Annotated in this window: 14 protein-coding genes; 6 read left to right on the forward strand and 8 right to left on the reverse strand. The window is 57.4% G+C overall.

Translation table 11 applies throughout. From position 1 onward, the window contains the following. Positions 1-45: 45 nt before the first annotated feature. From glyS to AFK67_RS19895, 3 genes are all read right to left on the reverse strand, one after another. Positions 46-2,115 carry a glycine--tRNA ligase subunit beta gene (gene glyS, locus AFK67_RS19885; RefSeq protein WP_007718533.1) on the reverse strand — a complete coding sequence of 690 codons (2,070 nt, stop codon included), beginning with the start codon at positions 2,113-2,115 and terminating at the stop codon, positions 46-48. A 9-nt stretch (positions 2,116-2,124) separates the two neighbouring features. Then, complete coding sequence (gene glyQ, locus AFK67_RS19890) at positions 2,125-3,036, reverse strand: glycine--tRNA ligase subunit alpha (RefSeq protein ID WP_004387598.1); 912 nt, start codon at positions 3,034-3,036, stop codon at positions 2,125-2,127. Between the two features lie 118 nt (positions 3,037-3,154). Continuing rightward, complete coding sequence (locus tag AFK67_RS19895; RefSeq protein ID WP_007718531.1) at positions 3,155-3,466, reverse strand: YsaB family lipoprotein; 312 nt, start codon at positions 3,464-3,466, stop codon at positions 3,155-3,157. A 186-nt stretch (positions 3,467-3,652) separates the two neighbouring features. Between AFK67_RS19895 and AFK67_RS19900 the strand changes: the two genes are divergently transcribed. Then, on the forward strand, positions 3,653-4,645 hold the full coding sequence (locus AFK67_RS19900; RefSeq protein ID WP_007718515.1) for an acyltransferase: 993 nt from the start codon (positions 3,653-3,655) through the stop codon (positions 4,643-4,645). On the opposite strand, the gene AFK67_RS19905 is transcribed toward AFK67_RS19900, so the two are convergent. The 4 genes from AFK67_RS19905 to xylA all read right to left on the reverse strand — a co-directional run bounded on the left by AFK67_RS19905 (position 4,642) and on the right by xylA (position 9,057). After that, positions 4,642-5,556 (reverse strand): GlxA family transcriptional regulator, encoded by a 915-nt coding sequence (locus tag AFK67_RS19905; protein ID WP_007718513.1) that lies wholly within the window; start codon positions 5,554-5,556, stop codon positions 4,642-4,644. The genes AFK67_RS19900 and AFK67_RS19905 overlap by 4 nt on opposite strands. Continuing rightward, complete coding sequence (locus AFK67_RS19910; protein ID WP_007718512.1) at positions 5,553-6,095, reverse strand: isochorismatase family protein; 543 nt, start codon at positions 6,093-6,095, stop codon at positions 5,553-5,555. Before AFK67_RS19910 ends, AFK67_RS19905 begins: the two co-directional genes overlap by 4 nt. A gap of 136 nt (positions 6,096-6,231) precedes the next feature. After that, positions 6,232-7,686: a xylulokinase gene (gene xylB / locus AFK67_RS19915; protein ID WP_007718510.1), complete on the reverse strand. Its 1,455-nt coding sequence runs from the start codon at positions 7,684-7,686 to the stop codon at positions 6,232-6,234. A gap of 48 nt (positions 7,687-7,734) precedes the next feature. Beyond that, positions 7,735-9,057 carry a xylose isomerase gene (xylA, locus tag AFK67_RS19920; protein WP_007718508.1) on the reverse strand — a complete coding sequence of 441 codons (1,323 nt, stop codon included), beginning with the start codon at positions 9,055-9,057 and terminating at the stop codon, positions 7,735-7,737. Positions 9,058-9,439: 382 nt separating this feature from the next. Between xylA and xylF the strand changes: the two genes are divergently transcribed. The 4 genes from xylF to xylR all read left to right on the forward strand — a co-directional run bounded on the left by xylF (position 9,440) and on the right by xylR (position 14,485). Continuing rightward, complete coding sequence (xylF, locus tag AFK67_RS19925) at positions 9,440-10,432, forward strand: D-xylose ABC transporter substrate-binding protein (RefSeq protein WP_007718498.1); 993 nt, start codon at positions 9,440-9,442, stop codon at positions 10,430-10,432. Positions 10,433-10,498: 66 nt separating this feature from the next. Then, a complete protein-coding gene (locus AFK67_RS19930; RefSeq protein ID WP_007718491.1) occupies positions 10,499-12,040 on the forward strand; it encodes a xylose ABC transporter ATP-binding protein in 1,542 nt (513 codons plus the stop codon). Beyond that, a complete protein-coding gene (gene xylH, locus AFK67_RS19935; protein WP_007718488.1) occupies positions 12,018-13,208 on the forward strand; it encodes a xylose ABC transporter permease XylH in 1,191 nt (396 codons plus the stop codon). The genes AFK67_RS19930 and xylH overlap by 23 nt, the downstream gene beginning before the upstream one ends. Before the next feature lie 98 nt (positions 13,209-13,306). After that, positions 13,307-14,485: a D-xylose utilization transcriptional activator XylR gene (xylR, locus tag AFK67_RS19940; protein WP_007753766.1), complete on the forward strand. Its 1,179-nt coding sequence runs from the start codon at positions 13,307-13,309 to the stop codon at positions 14,483-14,485. A 145-nt stretch (positions 14,486-14,630) separates the two neighbouring features. Here xylR and AFK67_RS19945 read toward each other — a convergent pair whose 3' ends face one another. Next, a complete protein-coding gene (locus AFK67_RS19945; RefSeq protein WP_071602785.1) occupies positions 14,631-15,455 on the reverse strand; it encodes a protein bax in 825 nt (274 codons plus the stop codon). Positions 15,456-15,772: 317 nt separating this feature from the next. Between AFK67_RS19945 and AFK67_RS19950 the strand changes: the two genes are divergently transcribed. Continuing rightward, entirely contained in the window at positions 15,773-17,803 is a 2,031-nt protein-coding gene (locus tag AFK67_RS19950) for an alpha-amylase (protein WP_007716937.1), read from the forward strand. Positions 17,804-17,828 lie beyond the last annotated feature (25 nt).

Consider the following 17,828-nt stretch of genomic DNA (forward strand, 5'->3'; position numbering starts at 1 on the left):
AAAAAAACCCGCCAGCGGCGGGTTTTTTATTATTAGCGGAACGCGTTACTGCAACAGGGAAATATCCGCGACCTGTAGGAAGAGCTCACGTAATTTAGACAGCAGCGTCAGACGATTAATACGCACCTGCGCGTCGTCTGCGTTGACCATCACTTTATCGAAGAACTCATCCACCGGCTCGCGCAGCTGCGCCAGCTCAACCAGCGCCTCCTGGTAGCGGCCTTCTGCAAACAGCGGCTGCAGCTTGTCGCGCATCACAGCCACCTGCAGCGCCAGCCGAATTTCCGGATCTTCTTTCAGCACCGAGGCATGAACCTCTTCGTTCAGCGGCTCGTTCGCTTTGGCCAGGATGTTGGAAACGCGTTTGTTCGCAGCCGCCAGCGCTAAGGCTTCATCCAGGGTGCGGAAGTGCGATACCGCTTTCATGCGGGCATCGAAATCTGCCGGGCGCGTCGGACGGTTCGCCAGTACGGCCTGGATGGTGTCAACGCTGTAGCCTTCGTCCTGATACCAGGCGCGGAAACGGCCCAGCATGAAGTCGACCACATCATCCACGACTTTCGCGTTGGTCAGCTTATTGCCGTAGAGACGTACCGCTTCTTCGGTCAGCGTTTGCAGATCGAGCGGCAGGTTCTTCTCAACGATAATACGCAGCGCGCCGAGCGCGGCACGGCGCAGCGCGAACGGGTCTTTATCGCCTTTCGGATGCTGACCGATGCCGAAGATCCCTGCAAGGGTATCCATTTTATCGGCAATCGCCACGGCGCAGGCGACCAGGCTTGACGGCAGCGCATCGCCCGCAAAGCGCGGCATGTACTGCTCGTTCAGCGCAACGGCGACGTCTTCGGCTTCGCCGTCGTGACGCGCGTAGTGCATCCCCATCACACCCTGGGTGTCGGTGAATTCAAACACCATGTTGGTCATCAGGTCGCACTTGGACAGCAGGCCCGCGCGCGTCGCGTGGTTAACATCCGCGCCGATCTGGCTGGCAATCCAGCCGGAAAGCGCCTGAATGCGGTCGGTTTTATCACGCAGCGTACCGAGCTGCTGCTGGAACAGCACGGTTTCGAGACGCGGCAGGTTATCTTCCAGACGTTTTTTACGGTCGGTGTTGAAGAAGAACTCGGCATCCGCCAGACGCGGGCGCACGACTTTTTCGTTACCGGAGATAATCTGGTGCGGATCTCTGGACTCAATATTCGCCACAAAGATAAAGTTCGGCAGCAGCTTGCCGTCGGTGCCGTAAACCGGGAAATACTTCTGGTCGCCCTTCATGGTGTAGACCAGCGCTTCCGCCGGCACCGCCAGGAATTTCTCTTCGAATTTCGCGGTCAGTACAACCGGCCATTCCACCAGCGAGGTCACTTCTTCGAGCAGGCTGTCGCTCAGATCGGCATTGCCGCCGATTTTCGCGGCCGCCGCTTCGGCGTCCTGCTGGATTTTGGCTTTACGCGCGTTGTAGTCAGCGATGACTTTACCGCGCTCCAGCAGGATCTGCGGATATTGATCGGCGTGGTCGATAGTGAATTCCGGCTCGCCCATAAAGCGATGGCCGCGGATCACACGGTCGGACTGAATGCCGAGAATGGTTGCCGGAAGCACTTCGTCATCCAGCAGCAGCGTGACGGTATGTACCGGGCGCACGAACTGCACCTCGGACGCGCCCCAGCGCATCAGTTTCGGGATAGGCAATTTAGAGAGCGCGACGCTGACCATGTTCGGCAGCAGCGCCTGCGCGCTTTCGCCTTTCACATGGGCGCGATACATCAGCCACTCGCCTTTATCGGTCACCAGACGCTCAGCCTCACCGACCGTAATGCCGCAGCCGCGCGCCCAGCCTTCCGCCGCTTTGCTCGGGTTACCCTCGGCGTCAAACGCCGCAGAGACCGCCGGGCCGCGTTTTTCGACTTCACGATCCGGCTGAGACGCGCTCAGATTCGCCACTTTCAGCGCCAGGCGACGCGGTGCTGCAAACCAGCTCACCACGCCGTGGGTCAGGCCCGCAGCGTCCAGTTCAGCAGTAAAGTTCGCAGCGAAGGATTCCGCCAGGCTGCGCAGGGCTTTTGGTGGCAGCTCTTCAGTGCCAATCTCCACCAGAAAAGTTTTCTCAGACATGGCAGCCTCTTATTTATTTCTGTTGCACATCGGGAAGCCCAGCGCCTCACGGGAGGCGTAGTAGGCTTCGGCCACGGCTTTGGTCAGCGTGCGGATACGCAGAATGTAGCGCTGGCGCTCGGTCACCGAGATAGCCTTGCGCGCGTCCAGCAGGTTGAAGCTGTGGGCGGCTTTCAGAATACGTTCATAAGCAGGCAGCGGCAGCGGGTTTTCCAACGCCAGCAGCTGTTGAGCTTCTTTTTCGTACTGCTCAAAGCAGGTAAAGAGGAAATCCACGTCGGCGTATTCGAAGTTATAGGTGGATTGCTCCACTTCGTTCTGATGGAACACGTCGCCGTAGGTAGTTTTGCCAAGCGGACCGTCGCTCCACACCAGGTCGTAAACGCTGTCCACGCCTTGAATGTACATGGCGAGACGCTCAAGACCGTAGGTGATTTCGCCGGTCACCGGTTTACACTCCAGGCCGCCGACCTGCTGGAAGTAAGTGAACTGCGTCACTTCCATGCCGTTCAGCCAGACTTCCCAGCCGAGACCCCAGGCGCCAAGCGTCGGGTTTTCCCAGTTGTCTTCAACGAAGCGAATATCATGAATGGTCGGGTCCATACCCAGCTCTTTAAGCGACCCCAGGTACAGCTCCTGAATATTGTCCGGCGACGGCTTGATGATCACCTGGAACTGGTAGTAGTGCTGTAAACGGTTGGGGTTTTCGCCGTAGCGGCCATCGGTCGGGCGACGAGAAGGCTGAACATAAGCGGCGGCGATAGGCTCCGGGCCCAGCGCCCGCAGGCAGGTCATCGGGTGGGAGGTGCCGGCGCCAACTTCCATGTCCAGAGGTTGAACGATGGTGCAGCCCTGACGAGCCCAGTAATCCTGTAAGGTCAGGATCAGGCCCTGAAAGGTCCTGGTATCAAACTTTTGCATATGATTTCGCACGCGATACGAGTGGGTTTATTTGGAAGCGGTCAGTATACCCGTTGACCGCCAGATATACAGCCTCAATCCGCGTCCAAAACCAGGCTGTTGACGCGTGGTTGCGCCATTAACGCATCGAAAGGTGTAAAAATTGACCATCCGCGTCGAAAGAACAGGTAAAGCCCTCTTCGCGCGCCGTATAGCCGCGCATTTCGTAGCTCCCCTGGAACGCCTCGAAACCGTTGACGGTGATTTTCTGCGCGGCGGTATTGTAGCGACGGGCCGCTTTATCCTTGCAAAGTTGCTCCATTTCCAGCGAATGCGGCGCGCTGACGCGGCCTTTTTGCGCATGCTGCGGATGCGCCTCTTCGTGACTGCAACCGGCAAGCGCGCCCGTGAAAAGTACCAGCCAAAGCGTGCGGGGCAACAGCCTCGTCATGATGTGTTATCTCCATGTTAAAATGACGACCAAACGCGAGGTATCGCAGCGGACAAAGGGCGTGCATTCTGCGAAACCGTCCCCGGGCTGACAATAGCCCGTCCTGAAACTCAGACTGTTCCGTGGTGCAGAATCCAGAAAAAGGAAGTCACACTGCTGATAATTAAAGATGGTATAGAGGAACTGATGCAGCAAAAAATTCACTGGATAGATAACCTGCGCGCGATCGCCTGTCTGATGGTCATCATGATCCACACCACCACCTGGTACATCACCAATCCGTCGCTGGTGAGCCCGCTGAGCTGGGATTTCGCCAATCTGTTGAATTCCGCATCACGCGTCAGCGTACCGCTGTTTTTTATGATTTCGGGGTATCTGTTTTTCGGTGAGCGCAGCGCCGGTCAGCGGCATTTTCTGCGCATCGCGCTCTGTCTGGTGTTTTACAGCGCGGTGGCGCTCGCCTATATCACGCTGCTTACGCCTATCAATGCGCAGCTGTCGCTTAAGCTATTGTTGCAAAAGCCTGTTTTCTATCATTTATGGTTTTTCTTCGCGATCGTGGTGATTTATCTGCTGTCGCCGCTGATCAGCGTAAAACGCATCGATGGCCGCACGGCGCTGGGGCTCATTGTATTGCTGGGCGTAGTGGCGAATCCGAATACCGTCGCGCAACATATCGACGGCGTGCAGTGGCTGCCGGTGAATCTCTATATCAACGGCGACACGTTTTATTACGTCCTGTACGGCCTGATGGGGCGAGCTATCGGCATGATGGAGACGCAGCAGCGCCCGGTGAGCCTGCTGGCGGGCGCGTTGCTGGCGGTGAGCACGGTGTCAGTCGCCAGCGGCACGCATCAGGCGCTGGCGAGCCACGGCAACTTTGCCGACACTTTTTACCTCTACTGCGGCCCACTGGTGCTGATTGCCGCGTTAAGCCTGCTGGTGCTGGCGAAAAACACGCTTAACCGCGAGCTTGCACCGCTCGCGTTTATCGCGCGTTATTCGCTGGGGATTTACGGCTTTCATGCGCTCATCATTCACTTTATGCGCACGCGCCATTACGAACTTACGGCATGGCCCGCCCTGGATATCGCCTGGATCTTCAGCGTCACGCTTGCAGGCAGCCTGCTGCTGGCCGCGCTGTTGCAGCGCATCGACCGCCGCCGTCTGGTCAGTTAACCTCGCGCGCGGGCGCGCTGAAGCTGCCGGGCGGATGAGAACCCGGCGGCCAGCGCCGCCTGTTCAGCCCCCTGCCCCTGCAACAGACACTGGCTGGCAAACGCCACGCGGAGCTGCTCCAGATAGTCACGCACGCTTATCCCTAAATGTTCTTTAAAGAGGCGCGACAGGTGGCGCGGGCTGACGTGCACCCGGCCCGCGATTTCCGCCAGGCTCCATACGCCCTGGGGGTTAGCGGCCAGCAAATCCTGAGCGCGGTGGACAGCCGGGTGTAAATGGTTGCGATAACGCAGCCAGGGCGACAGCTGCGGATCGTCGCCGGAGCGGCGAAACCACACCACCATTTCACGCGCCACGTCGAGCGCCGCGCGCGGTCCGCTCAGGCGATGAATCAGATGCAGGCTTAAATCAATACCAGAGGTAATGCCCGCGCTGGTCCAGATACCGCGATCTTCCACAAAAATGCGGTTATCGCGCACCAGCGCGCCGGGCGCGGCGGCTTTCAGGCGCGCCAGCACGTCATGATGCGTAGTGCACTCCACGCCATGCAGCAGCCCGGCATGGGCCGCCAGCAGCGATCCGGAACAGACGCAGATGAGGGTTAGCTGCTGGCTGTGAACCTGGGGTTGCAGGCGCATCAGCCAGTTACGGACGGCCAGCGCCTCCGGCGTCCTGAACGCACGGCTCGAATCCGCCACGCCAGGCAGGACCAGCAGACTACCTGGCGGCAGGGTGTCTGGTAGCGGTGCGATACCGGCGATCTGCAGGCCGGTCGACATCACGACGTGTTCTTCAGGCCCGATGTAGTTCAGGCTGAAGGCGTCGCCCGCGAGGGCAAGCGCCTCCGCGGGGCCCGTGAGATCGAGCGCCATGACGCCAGGTAACACCACAAACCAGACAGGAATTGTCATCCCAAAGACTCCAGACATTGCGCCACGCTGCTAATTGTCGCGAAACGCCCCGCCAGCACGGTTTCAGTGCAGTGGCGCAGCGTTTCCACATCCAGCGTCACGCCTTTCCAGGTCATCGGGAACGTCAGCGTCGCTTCGCTGACAAACGTCACCCGATAACCCAGGTCAGAGGCGACCCGCGTCGTGGTTTCGCAGCACTGCTCGGTACGGATACCGCAGATAATCAGGTGGTTAATATCTCTTCGACGCAGCCATAAATCCAGCCCGGTGTCGGTAAAAGCATTATGAACATGTTTGTGGAATGACACGGCGGCCTGATGGCGCAGGAAAGGCATCGGCGTTACCAGGCCGGATTCCAGCGTAAACACATCATCGCCATCGACATGGAAAATATCGACGACCGGCACATCACGCGCCTGGCAGCCGTCGATAAGCCGGTTCATGGCGTCACAGAATGCCGGGAAATCGTCTTCACGCCAGTAGCCACGGTGAAAAAAGGATTGTTGAGTATCGATATTGATAAGGGCGGTACGCGTCATTTCAGGACACCTGTGTGAGGGGGTATGAACCCTATTCTTACAGGCATTGCAGATAGCGGGCAGGCCAAAAAAGGACAAAAACCGGGTGTTTCAGGACGTCTTTATACTGACCACCCGGCAGGTTTCATATCCGCAGTTACGACATCAGCGGCAGCAACTGCCGATAGAGCTGACGGAAGGTTTCTCGCTGCTCGCCGTAGCGCTGATGACGCGCCCTGTCTGGCTGATGCTGCTGCTCCAGCGGCAGCGGCGGCAGCAGCGCTTTCAGCGAACGCTCAGGTGCCAGCGCAATCTGCGCGAGCCTTGCCGCGCCAAGCGCCGGGCCGACATCGCCGCCGGTGCGGTAATCCAGCGGCATGCCGCTGATATCCGCCAGCATCTGCCGCCAGTACGCGCTACGTGCGCCGCCGCCGATGAGCGTGACGCTTTGCGGCGTCACGCCGCACGCATGCACGGCGTCCATGCCATCCGCCAGCGCATAACCGACGCCTTCAAGCACCGCACGGGCCAGTTCAGCCGGGCCGTGTTCGTGCGTTAACCCAAAGAACACGCCTTTCGCCAGCGGATTGTTATGCGGCGTGCGCTCGCCGGAAAGATAAGGCAGGAACCAGACCGCGCCCGCCTCTTCACGCGCGCTTTGCGCCGCGGTCAAGAGCGACGGAACGCTGCCTGCGCCGGTCAGCCGCGCAGCCCAGTCAAGGCAGGAGGCCGCGCTCAGCATCACCGACATCAAATGCCAGCGCGCCGGTAAAGCGTGACAGAAGCTGTGTACCGCGCTCTCCGGCCTGGCGCGGAACCCTTCACTGACCGCAAAGTAGACGCCGGATGTTCCGAGCGACAGCATCGCGTCGCCCGGATCGGCAAGCCCGACGCCCACCGCGCCCGCGGCGTTATCACCGCCGCCTGCGACCACCGGCACCGCATTCATGCCCCAGGCGCGGGCCACGTCGTCTTTGAGTTCGCCCGTAATCTCGCTGCCTTCAAACAGCGCAGGCATATTCTCACGCTGCAGGTGGCAGACCGCCAGCATCGTATCGCTCCAGTCGCGCTGCGCCACATCAAGCCACATCGTGCCTGCCGCGTCAGACATGTCGCTTGCAAAAACGCCGGTCATGCGCAGCCGCAAATAATCTTTGGGCAGCAGCACCTTGTCGGTCTGGCTGAAAATGTCCGGCTCGTGACGTTCAACCCACAGCAGCTTCGGCGCGGTAAAACCGGGCATCATCAGATTGCCGGCGATCGTGCGCGAATCGGGGACATTTTCTTCAAGAATGGCGCACTCCTGCGCGCTACGTCCGTCATTCCATAACATCGCCGGACGCAGGACACGCTGCTGTTTATCAAGCAGCGTGGCGCCATGCATCTGGCCGCTTAAGCCTATCGCTTTTACCTCGCGCAGGGGATGTTGCGCGCCGAGCGCTCGCATCGCGCGGTCCGTCGCCTGCCACCAGCTTTCGGGATCTTGCTCCGACCACAACGGGTGCGGACGAGAGACCTGCAGCGTTTCGCTTTGCGAGGCCACCAGCGTTCCCTGCTCATCCAGCAGAATAACTTTTACCCCTGACGTCCCGAGGTCGATCCCAATGTACATAGCCAGCGCTCCTGAGCCAGAGCGCCGCCCGCAGGCGGCACAATGTGTTTACTTATCAAAGAGATAATAGTTGACCAGATTTTCCAGCTGTTCCTGATGCCCGCTCTGATGCTGCGGCGCCAGATTATGCTGCTCCGCATGCTGCGCCAGTTCGGCAAGCGACATCTGCCCTTTGAGGATCTGCTGGCCCAGCTCGCCGTTCCAGCCTGCATAGCGGCGGGCGACGCGCTTATCCAGCTCGCCATCTTCGAGCATTTTCGCCGCCACTTTCAGCGACAGCGCCATCGTATCCATCGCGCCGATATGCCCGTAGAAGAGATCGTATTTATCGGTGCTCTGACGACGCACTTTGGCGTCGAAATTCAGCCCGCCGGTGGTAAAGCCGCCCGCTTTGAGGATTTCATACATGACCAGCGCGTTCTCTTCGACGCTGTTCGGGAACTGGTCAGTGTCCCAGCCGAGCTGCGGATCGCCGCGGTTCGCATCCACCGAGCCGAACAGGCCGAGCGCGATGGCGCTGGCAATCTCATGATGGAAAGAGTGTCCGGCAAGCGTGGCGTGGTTAGCCTCGATATTAAGCTTAATCTCTTTCTCAAGGCCGAACTGCTTCAGGAAGCCATACACCGTCGCGGCGTCATAATCATACTGATGTTTGGTCGGCTCCTGCGGTTTCGGCTCGATAAGCAGCGTGCCGCGAAAGCCCGTTTTATGCTTATGCTCCACGACCATCTGCATAAAGCGGCCAAGCTGTTCGCGCTCCTGGCGCAGATCGGTGTTCAGCAGCGTTTCATAGCCTTCACGACCGCCCCACAGCACATAGTTTTCACCCCCCAGCTGATGGGTCGCGTTCATGGCGGTCACCACCTGTGTGGCCGCCCAGGAGAACACTTCCGGGTCAGGGTTGGTGGCGGCGCCTGCGCCGTAGCGCGGATGGGTAAAGCAGTTGGCGGTGCCCCACAGCAGCTTCACGCCGCTCTCCTGTTGCTTCTGCGCCAGCACTTCGACCATCTGCGCGAAATTGCTCAGATACTCTTTCAGCGACGCGCCTTCCGGCGACACGTCGACATCATGGAAGCAGTAATACGGCACGTTGAGCTTATGGAAAAACTCAAACGCCACGTCGGCTTTGCGCTTCGCGAGGCCGAGCGCGTTGCCCGCCTGCTGCCACGGACGCTCGAACGCGCCCACGCCAAACATGTCAGAGCCGTTCCAGCAGAACGTGTGCCAGTAGCAGGCGGCGAAACGCAGATGGTCTTCCATACGTTTTCCGGCCACCAGCTCGTCAGGATTGTAGTGACGAAATGCCAGGGGATTAGTGGTTTTCGGGCCTTCATAACGCACACGTTCAAGTTGGTCGAAATAAGTCGGCATAATTGACTCCGTAATCAGGGCTGTTGCAGCGAGAATAAATTAATCCTGGAATTTCCTTTCCCATTGCTCAATTACGTTATTTCACACTGCGATTAAGAGAATGCACAAACGTGCGCTGGCTCGCAAAAAGCAGGTTTACCTTACTCAATATTGCATTGCGGGATAAATTCCATTTTCTTTGTGAAACTTTTGGATTTAACATTTGAAATCCGATCGGCGTCATAAAATCAGAAATAAACAAAAAAACATAATCCAAAGATAAAAATCTGTAATTGATCGCCAGCCTTTCCGCGCTAAAAATTCCTGCGTCCGTGAGTGTGAATGTCCGTTTCGTCCCCGATGAATTAAGCCCATTCTTAACACTGGTACAGGTATAAAAATCATGAAAATGAAGCAGCTTATTCTTACCCTGTGCGCGTCGCTGGCATTAACCAGCTTCAGCGGCATCGCAAAAGACATTAAAATCGGCATGGCCATTGATGACCTGCGTCTGGAGCGCTGGCAGAAAGACAGGGATATCTTCGTCAGCAAAGCGGAATCGCTGGGCGCTAAGGTGTTTGTACAGTCAGCCAACGGCAACGAAGAAACGCAGATGTCTCAAATAGAAAACATGATCAATCGCGGCGTGGATGTGCTGGTGATTATTCCCTACAACGGTCAGGTATTAAGTAACGTCGTCGCCGAGGCGAAGCGCGAAGGAATTAAAGTGCTGGCGTATGACCGCATGATCAATAACGCCGACATCGATTTTTATATTTCTTTTGATAATGAAAAAGTCGGCGAGATTCAGGCGCAAAGCCTGGTCGAGAAGGTGCCGCAAGGGAATTATTTCCTGATGGGCGGCTCGCCGGTGGATAATAACGCGCGCCTGTTCCGTGACGGGCAGATGAAAGTGCTGAAGCCCTTCATCGACAGTGGAAAAATAAAAGTGGTGGGCGACCAGTGGGTCGATGGCTGGCTGCCGGAAAACGCGCTGAAAATAATGGAAAACGCGCTGACCGCGAACAATAATAAAATTGACGCCGTTGTCGCTTCAAACGACGCGACCGCAGGCGGTGCCATTCAGGCGCTGAGCGCGCAGGGCCTCGCCGGTAAAGTGGCGATTTCGGGCCAGGATGCTGACCTTGCCGGCATTAAGCGCATTATGGCCGGTACGCAGACTATGACGGTTTATAAACCTATCACTCAGCTTGCCAATACCGCGGCGGAAGTCGCCGTCGAGCTTGGCAACGATAAGCAACCAAAATCCGACGCCACCCTGAATAACGGGCTGAAAGAGGTTCCGGCACGCCTGTTAACCCCCATCAAAGTGGATAAATCCAACATTGAATCCACCGTCATAAAAGACGGCTTCCATAAGAAAAGCGATCTGTAATCTCGCGGCGTTCGCGGTCATTCGCGAACGCCAGGCTGCTGTTCGACCTGTGCAGGCGGAATCGTAATGCCTTATTTACTCGAAATGAAAAACATCACCAAAGCCTTTGGCGCGGTAAAAGCGGTGGATAACGTGTCGCTCGCGCTGGCCCCTGGCGAAGTGATGTCGCTGTGCGGTGAAAACGGCTCCGGCAAATCTACGCTGATGAAAGTGCTCTGCGGGATCTACCCCTGGGGCAGCTATGAAGGTGAAATCACGTTTGCCGGCGAGCCGCTCACGGCCACGCATATCCGTGATACCGAACGTAAAGGTATCGCGATCATTCACCAGGAACTGGCGCTGGTGAAAAACCTGACGGTGCTGGAAAACATCTTTCTGGGCGCGGAAATCACGCGTCACGGCGTGCTGGATTACGACGCCATGACGCTGCGCTGCGAAAAACTGCTGGCGCAGGTGAGCCTGTTTATTTCGCCGCATACCCGCACGGGCGATCTCGGGCTTGGGCAACAACAACTGGTGGAGATAGCCAAAGCGCTCAATAAACAGGTGCGCCTGCTGGTGCTGGATGAGCCGACGGCTTCACTCACCGAGCAAGAAACCGCGCTACTGCTGGATATCATCCGCGACCTGCAACAGCACGGCATCGCCTGTATTTATATCTCCCACAAGCTGAACGAGGTGAAAGCTATCTCTGACACCATCTGTGTTATCAGGGACGGCAAACCTGTCGGCACGCGGCCTGCCGCGCAGATGAGCGAAGAAGAGATCATCGCCATGATGGTGGGCCGTGAACTGACGGCCCTTTACCCGAGCGAGCCCCACAGCCCCGGTGAGGAAATTCTGCGCGTTGAAAACCTGACGGCCTGGCACCCGGTTAACCGTCATATCCAGCGCGTCAGCGATCTCTCTTTTTCACTGCGGCGCGGAGAGATTCTCGGCATCGCCGGGCTGGTCGGCGCCGGACGTACCGAGGCAATGCAGTGCCTGTTCGGCGTTTGGCCGGGGCGCTGGCAGGGCAGCGTTTTTATCGACGGCGAGCCGGTGACTATCCGCAACTGCCAGCAGGCTATCGCGCACGGTATCGCGATGGTGCCGGAGGACCGCAAGAAAGATGGCATCGTGCCGGTGATGGCGGTCGGGCAAAATATCACGCTTGCCGCGCTGGACCAGTTTAGCGGGCCGCTAAGCACGCTGGATGCCGCAGCGGAGCAGCAGTGCATTCTCGATTCGCTGCAACGGTTAAAAGTGAAAACCGCCTCGCCGATGCTGGCCATTGGCCGCCTGAGCGGCGGTAATCAGCAGAAAGCCATTCTGGCGCGCTGTCTGTTGCTCAATCCGCGCATTCTTATCCTGGATGAGCCGACGCGCGGCATCGATATCGGCGCGAAATATGAAATTTACAAACTCATCAACCAGCTGGTGCAGCAGGGCATCGCCGTCATCGTTATTTCATCGGAGCTGCCAGAGGTGCTTGGCCTGAGCGACCGGGTACTGGTGATGCATGAAGGCCGACTTAAAGCCAATTTAATCAACCATCAGCTGACGCAGGAACAGGTGATGGAAGCCGCACTAAGGAGCGACCGCCATGTCGAAAAGCAACCCGTCTGAAATCAAGCTGGCCGCGCCGTCAGCCCCGCAGCCGGTATCCTTCCGCGCCCTGACTAAAATCAACTTTCAGGTATTCGTGATGATCGCCGCCATCGTGGCCATCATGCTTTTTTTCACCCTGATGACAGAAGGCGCGTATCTGAGCGCGCGTAACATCTCTAACCTGCTGCGCCAGACCGCGATCACCGGCATTCTGGCGGTGGGCATGGTGTTCGTCATTATCTCAGCGGAAATCGATCTCTCCGTCGGCTCAATGATGGGCCTGTTGGGCGGCGCGGCGGCGATTTTCGACGTCTGGCTGGGCTGGCCGCTGCCGCTGACCATTGTCGTTACGCTGCTGCTCGGCCTGCTGCTGGGAGCCTGGAACGGCTGGTGGGTGGCATACCGGAAAGTCCCGTCGTTTATCGTCACGCTGGCGGGCATGCTGGCGTTTCGCGGCGTGCTGATTGGCATCACAAACGGCACAACGGTTTCGCCCACCAGCCCGGCAATGTCGCAGATAGGCCAGAGCTATCTGCCAGGCGGCGTTGGCTTTGGTATCGGCGCGCTGGGGCTGGCGCTGTTTATCTTCTGGCAGTGGCGCGGCCGGATGCGGCGTCAGGCGCTTGGATTAACGTCCACCGCGTCAACGGCCGTCGCGGGCAAGCAGGCGCTGACGGCCGTCATTGTGCTGGGTGCCATCTGGCTGCTGAACGATTATCGCGGCGTCCCTACCCCGGTGTTGATCCTGACCTTCCTGCTGCTGGCGGGCATGTTTATGGCGCTACATACCGCGTTTGGCCGTCGTATTTACGCGATCGGCGGGAATATCGACGCCGCAAGGCTTTCGGGCATCAATGTCGAGCGCACCAAGCTTGCGGTGTTTGCGATAAATGGCCTGATGGTGGCGATTGCCGGCCTGATTTTAAGCTCACGGCTTGGCGCGGGCTCGCCGTCGGCGGGTAATATCGCCGAACTGGACGCCATCGCCGCCTGCGTCATCGGCGGCACCAGCCTTGCGGGCGGCGTCGGGAGCGTGGCGGGCGCGGTAATGGGCGCCTTTATTATGGCGTCGCTTGATAACGGCATGAGCATGATGGACGTCCCCACTTTCTGGCAATACATCGTCAAAGGCGCGATTTTACTGCTGGCGGTTTGGATGGATTCCGCCACGCGAAGACGCGTATAACCATAACCTGCAATGGATCACATTGCAGGCGCACGGTTATTCCGCAGGGCGGGATATGTGTTATTCAAACAACAGGTTCAAGGCCGGATACTGACACTATGTTTGAAAAGCGTCATCGCATTACGCTGCTGTTCAACGCCAACAAAGCTTATGACCGCCAGGTAGTGGAAGGCGTTGGTGAGTACTTGCAGGCTTCACAGTCGGAGTGGGATATCTTCATGGAAGAGGATTTCCGCACCCGGATTGAGAATATCAGGGAATGGCTTGGCGACGGCGTTATCGCCGACTTTGACGATCCGGAAATCGAGCAGTTGCTGAAAGATGTGCAGGTGCCGATTGTCGGCGTCGGCGGCTCTTATCATCGGCCAGAGCATTATCCGCCGGTGCACTACATCGCGACAGACAACCATGCGCTGGTAGAGAGCGCGTTTTTACATCTCAAAGAGAAAGGGGTACACCGTTTCGCTTTTTATGGGCTGCCTTCTTCCAGCGGTAAACGCTGGGCCGCCGAGCGCGAACACGCCTTCAGTGAACTGGTGGCGCGTGAAAAATATCGCGGCGTCATTTATCAGGGGCTGGAGACCGCGCCGGAAAACTGGCAGCACGCGCAGAACCGGCTCTCTGACTGGCTGCAAACACTACCGCCGCAAACTGGCATTATCGCGGTGACGGACGCGCGAGCGCGTCATTTGTTACAGGTATGCGAGCATCTGCATATTCCGGTGCCGGAAAAGCTCTGCGTTATCGGCATCGATAACGAAGAACTGACCCGCTATCTTTCGCGCGTGGCGCTCTCGTCCGTGGCACAGGGAACGCGCCAGATGGGGTATCAGGCCGCAAAACTCTTGCATCGCCTTCTGGATAACGAAAATCTGCCGCTGCAACGCGTACTGGTGCCGCCCGCGCGAGTCGTGGAAAGGCGCTCCACCGATTACCGCTCACTGCACGATCCTGCCGTCATACAGGCGATGCACTACATCCGCAATCACGCCTGTAAAGGCATTAAAGTCGAGCAGGTGCTTGATGCGGTAGGCATCTCTCGCTCAAACCTTGAGAAGCGCTTCAAAGAGGAAGTGGGCGAGACTATTCACGCCGTGATACACGCCGAGAAGCTGGAAAAAGCGCGCAGCCTGCTTATCTCTACTTCACTGAGCATTAACGAAATTTCTCAAATGTGCGGCTATCCGTCACTGCAATATTTCTATTCCGTATTTAAAAAAGAGTATGACGCGACGCCGAAAGATTATCGCGACAGATTCAGTGAAGTGATCATATAGGGCGCACTTTCCCTTTTACGCCTAATGTTAAGCAGCGCTTATGTCGTTTTGCCGGAATAAAGCGGGTGCGTAAACCAGCGCGCGGCAATAAAAAACGTCTTCCGAAGAAGACGTTTTTTACGCTCAGGCCAGGAGAACCGCTACATTAGTTGGTTGCCAGCAGGTGTTGATTATCCTGATACATAGCAAACAGGTAATTGTTATAGCTTTTCCCTTTGGTGGAATAGCCTTTCAGCTTGTGGATCATATTGCTGGCGGTGACTTCCTGGTCCGCTTTACGAAGCTGCAGGCGGGATTTACGGAAAGAGGCATAAGCCGGATGCGTATTGAGATTTACCGCATACGCATTAACGGATTCTTTAACAGAGTTAAAGGTAGAATACCCTTTCACTTTCCCGGGTGCGTTATTACAACGCTTGCTGCCGCATTTCATGCCGAACAGATTGTTATTGTTACGAGCAAGTTTCGACGTACCCCAGCCGCTTTCCGCCGCCGCCATCGTCGCGACCATGCTGGCAGGAATAATGTCGACGCGCTCAAGCAGCGTATTCCACGGTACGCGGCGCGTATTGCCGTTCCATTTCACCTTATAGCGCTGCGCGATATCTTTCAGGCGCGCGCGCTCTGACGGCGACCACTGGGCGTCATACTGCTTTGAAATGAGCCAGTTACGCTCAGCCGAAATCGCAGCATTCTGGCTGGTAATGTAAGGCATGACGGTCCGGAGAAACGCTTTTTTCCGTGGTGTTCCGGAAGGGTATTTTCGCAAATCAGGCAGTGAACCACTTATTACACTATTGCGAGAATACTCTTTTTTACTGCTTGCCAGTTTTTTACCGCTTGTCTTTTTAATATGGACTGTGTGGCTCTTTTTCGTCGTGTGCTGTGTTGCCAGCACTTCACCCGAAAATGCCAGGGTGCCTAACATACACAGCGCCGCCCCTAATCGTCGAATTGAAGTCGATATCATCAGGTCTCCTGGTCGGATTTCAGCATTCCAACACCTTATTATTTAATTAAATTTAAGAAAGGAATCTTAAATCGTATCAAAAATACCTTTCTGGATCACCAAAAGAAATAAGTCGAATCTGAATTCCGGGCAGATCCAGGCAGCGTAAACGTCTGAAACGCAACACTAAAAAATGGTGTTTTTAGCAATTTATGCTGGTTTTGAAACGGCACGGCTCATCCTCGCGTTTCATCCCCTTTCACTGCCGCTAAAGGATGAGGTTTTTACACAGATGCCGTGCGACACTGTGCAAAAATCGCACAGGATGCAGATAACGCATGAACCTCTCCCCTCTCGCACTGTTCTTACTGCCGGCTATCGCGCTCGCGCAGTGGTCTGCCCCCGGCCTTCCCACGTTTCAGGAACAGACGCCAGGCGTGTTTGTCAGCAAAGGCGCGCTGAAAAAAGGCGCAGATCCGCTGCGCCTGACGCTTGATAACGCCTGCTGGCAACCCGCCGGGCCAGTCAGGCTCAACCAGATGCTCTCGCTTAAGCCGTGCGCTGAGCCGACGCCCGAGTGGCGACGCTTTCGCGACGGCAATTATCAGGTGCAGATAGACACGCGCTCCGGCACGCCGACACTCATGCTGAGCGTGGAGCAGGAAGGCGAAAAAGCGGCGGCGGACGTTGTGCGCCAGTGTCCGAAATGGGACGGTAAACCGCTCACCGTGGCCGTCAAAGAGACGTTCCCCGAAGGCAGCAAGGTGCGCGATTTCTACAGCGGTAACATCGCCACGGTCACGCAGGGGAAAATCACCCTCACGCCCGCACCCGGCAGCAACGGGCTTCTGCTGCTGGAACGCGCCGAATCCAGCGCGCAGGCCGCGTTCAACTGGCACAACGCCACCGTCTATTTCGTCCTCACCGACCGCTTCGTTAATGGCGATCCGACTAACGACAACAGCTATGGCCGTCACAAAGACGGTATGCAGGAGATAGGCACCTTTCACGGCGGCGATCTCAAGGGCCTTGCCAGCAAGCTGGATTATCTGCAAACGCTTGGCGTTAACGCGCTATGGATAAGCTCGCCGCTGGAGCAGATCCACGGCTGGGTAGGCGGCGGCACGAAAGGCGATTTTCCGCATTACGCTTATCACGGCTACTACCCGCAGGACTGGACAAAACTCGATGCCAATATGGGCACCCCGGACGATTTACGCCAGTTGGTGGATGAGGCGCACCGGCGCGGCATTCGCGTGTTGTTCGATGTGGTCATGAACCACGCGGGCTACGCCACGCTCGCCGATATGCAGGAATTTCAGTTCGGCGCGCTCTACCTGAAAGGCGACGAGCTGAAAAAAACGCTGGGCGAGCGCTGGACGGACTGGCGTCCGGGGCCGGGCCAGAGCTGGCACAGCTTTAATGATTACATTAATTTCAGCGACAAAGCCGCATGGGATAAATGGTGGGGTAAAAAATGGATCCGCACGGATATTGGCGACTATGACAGTCCCGGCTTTGACGACCTCACGATGTCGCTCGCCTTTTTACCCGATCTGAAAACCGAATCGACCCAGCCCTCCGGCCTGCCGCATTTTTATCAGCACAAACCTGATACCGCTGCGCAGTCCATCGACGGCGCTACCCCGCGCGATTATCTGACGCGCTGGCTCAGTCAGTGGGTGCGCGATTACGGCATTGACGGTTTCCGTGTCGATACCGCAAAACATGTGGAGCAGGCGGCCTGGCAGCAGCTTAAAAATGAAGCCAGCGCCGCGCTCGTCGACTGGAAAGCGAAAAACCCCACGAAGAAAATCGATGACGCGCCGTTCTGGATGACCGGTGAATCCTGGGGCCACGGCGTAATGCAGAGCGATTACTATCGCCACGGCTTCGATGCGATGATCAATTTCGATTATCAGGAGCAGGCGGCAAAAGCCGCCGACTGTCTGGCGTATATCGACCCGACCTGGCAGCAGATGGCCGGGAAACTCCAGAGCTTCAACGTGCTGAGCTATCTCTCCTCTCATGACACCCGCCTGTTCCGCGAAGGCGGACCGCGCGCGGCAGAGCTCCTGCTACTCGCCCCTGGCGCCGTGCAAATCTATTACGGTGACGAGAGCGAGCGGCCTTCAGGGCCTGGCGGATCGGATCCGCTCCAGGGCACGCGATCGGATATGAACTGGCAGGATCTCACCGGAAAAAGCGCGGCAACGCTCGCGCACTGGCAAAAGATAGGGCAGTTCCGCGCGCGTCACCCGGCCATTGGCGGCGGCAAACAGACCACGCTTTCGCTCAGCCAGGGCTACGGCTTTGTACGTCAGCAAGGCGATGACGCCGTTATGGTTATCTGGGCGGGTCAACAGTAAACGCCGGGCGGCGCGCCTTTCCCCA

Source organism: Cronobacter dublinensis subsp. dublinensis LMG 23823 (assembly GCF_001277235.1).
Lineage (GTDB): Bacteria > Pseudomonadota > Gammaproteobacteria > Enterobacterales > Enterobacteriaceae > Cronobacter > Cronobacter dublinensis.

Bases quoted from the DNA above. Each gene is read 5' to 3' on its own strand.
- glyS (WP_007718533.1), bottom strand. From the start codon at position 2,115: ATGTCTGAGAAAACTTTTCTGGTGGAGATTGGCACTGAAGAGCTGCCA.
- glyQ (WP_004387598.1), bottom strand. From the start codon at position 3,036: ATGCAAAAGTTTGATACCAGGACCTTTCAGGGCCTGATCCTGACCTTA.
- AFK67_RS19895 (WP_007718531.1), bottom strand. From the start codon at position 3,466: ATGACGAGGCTGTTGCCCCGCACGCTTTGGCTGGTACTTTTCACGGGC.
- AFK67_RS19900 (WP_007718515.1), top strand. From the start codon at position 3,653: ATGCAGCAAAAAATTCACTGGATAGATAACCTGCGCGCGATCGCCTGT.
- AFK67_RS19905 (WP_007718513.1), bottom strand. From the start codon at position 5,556: ATGACAATTCCTGTCTGGTTTGTGGTGTTACCTGGCGTCATGGCGCTC.
- AFK67_RS19910 (WP_007718512.1), bottom strand. From the start codon at position 6,095: ATGACGCGTACCGCCCTTATCAATATCGATACTCAACAATCCTTTTTT.
- xylB (WP_007718510.1), bottom strand. From the start codon at position 7,686: ATGTACATTGGGATCGACCTCGGGACGTCAGGGGTAAAAGTTATTCTG.
- xylA (WP_007718508.1), bottom strand. From the start codon at position 9,057: ATGCCGACTTATTTCGACCAACTTGAACGTGTGCGTTATGAAGGCCCG.
- xylF (WP_007718498.1), top strand. From the start codon at position 9,440: ATGAAAATGAAGCAGCTTATTCTTACCCTGTGCGCGTCGCTGGCATTA.
- AFK67_RS19930 (WP_007718491.1), top strand. From the start codon at position 10,499: ATGCCTTATTTACTCGAAATGAAAAACATCACCAAAGCCTTTGGCGCG.
- xylH (WP_007718488.1), top strand. From the start codon at position 12,018: ATGTCGAAAAGCAACCCGTCTGAAATCAAGCTGGCCGCGCCGTCAGCC.
- xylR (WP_007753766.1), top strand. From the start codon at position 13,307: ATGTTTGAAAAGCGTCATCGCATTACGCTGCTGTTCAACGCCAACAAA.
- AFK67_RS19945 (WP_071602785.1), bottom strand. From the start codon at position 15,455: ATGATATCGACTTCAATTCGACGATTAGGGGCGGCGCTGTGTATGTTA.
- AFK67_RS19950 (WP_007716937.1), top strand. From the start codon at position 15,773: ATGAACCTCTCCCCTCTCGCACTGTTCTTACTGCCGGCTATCGCGCTC.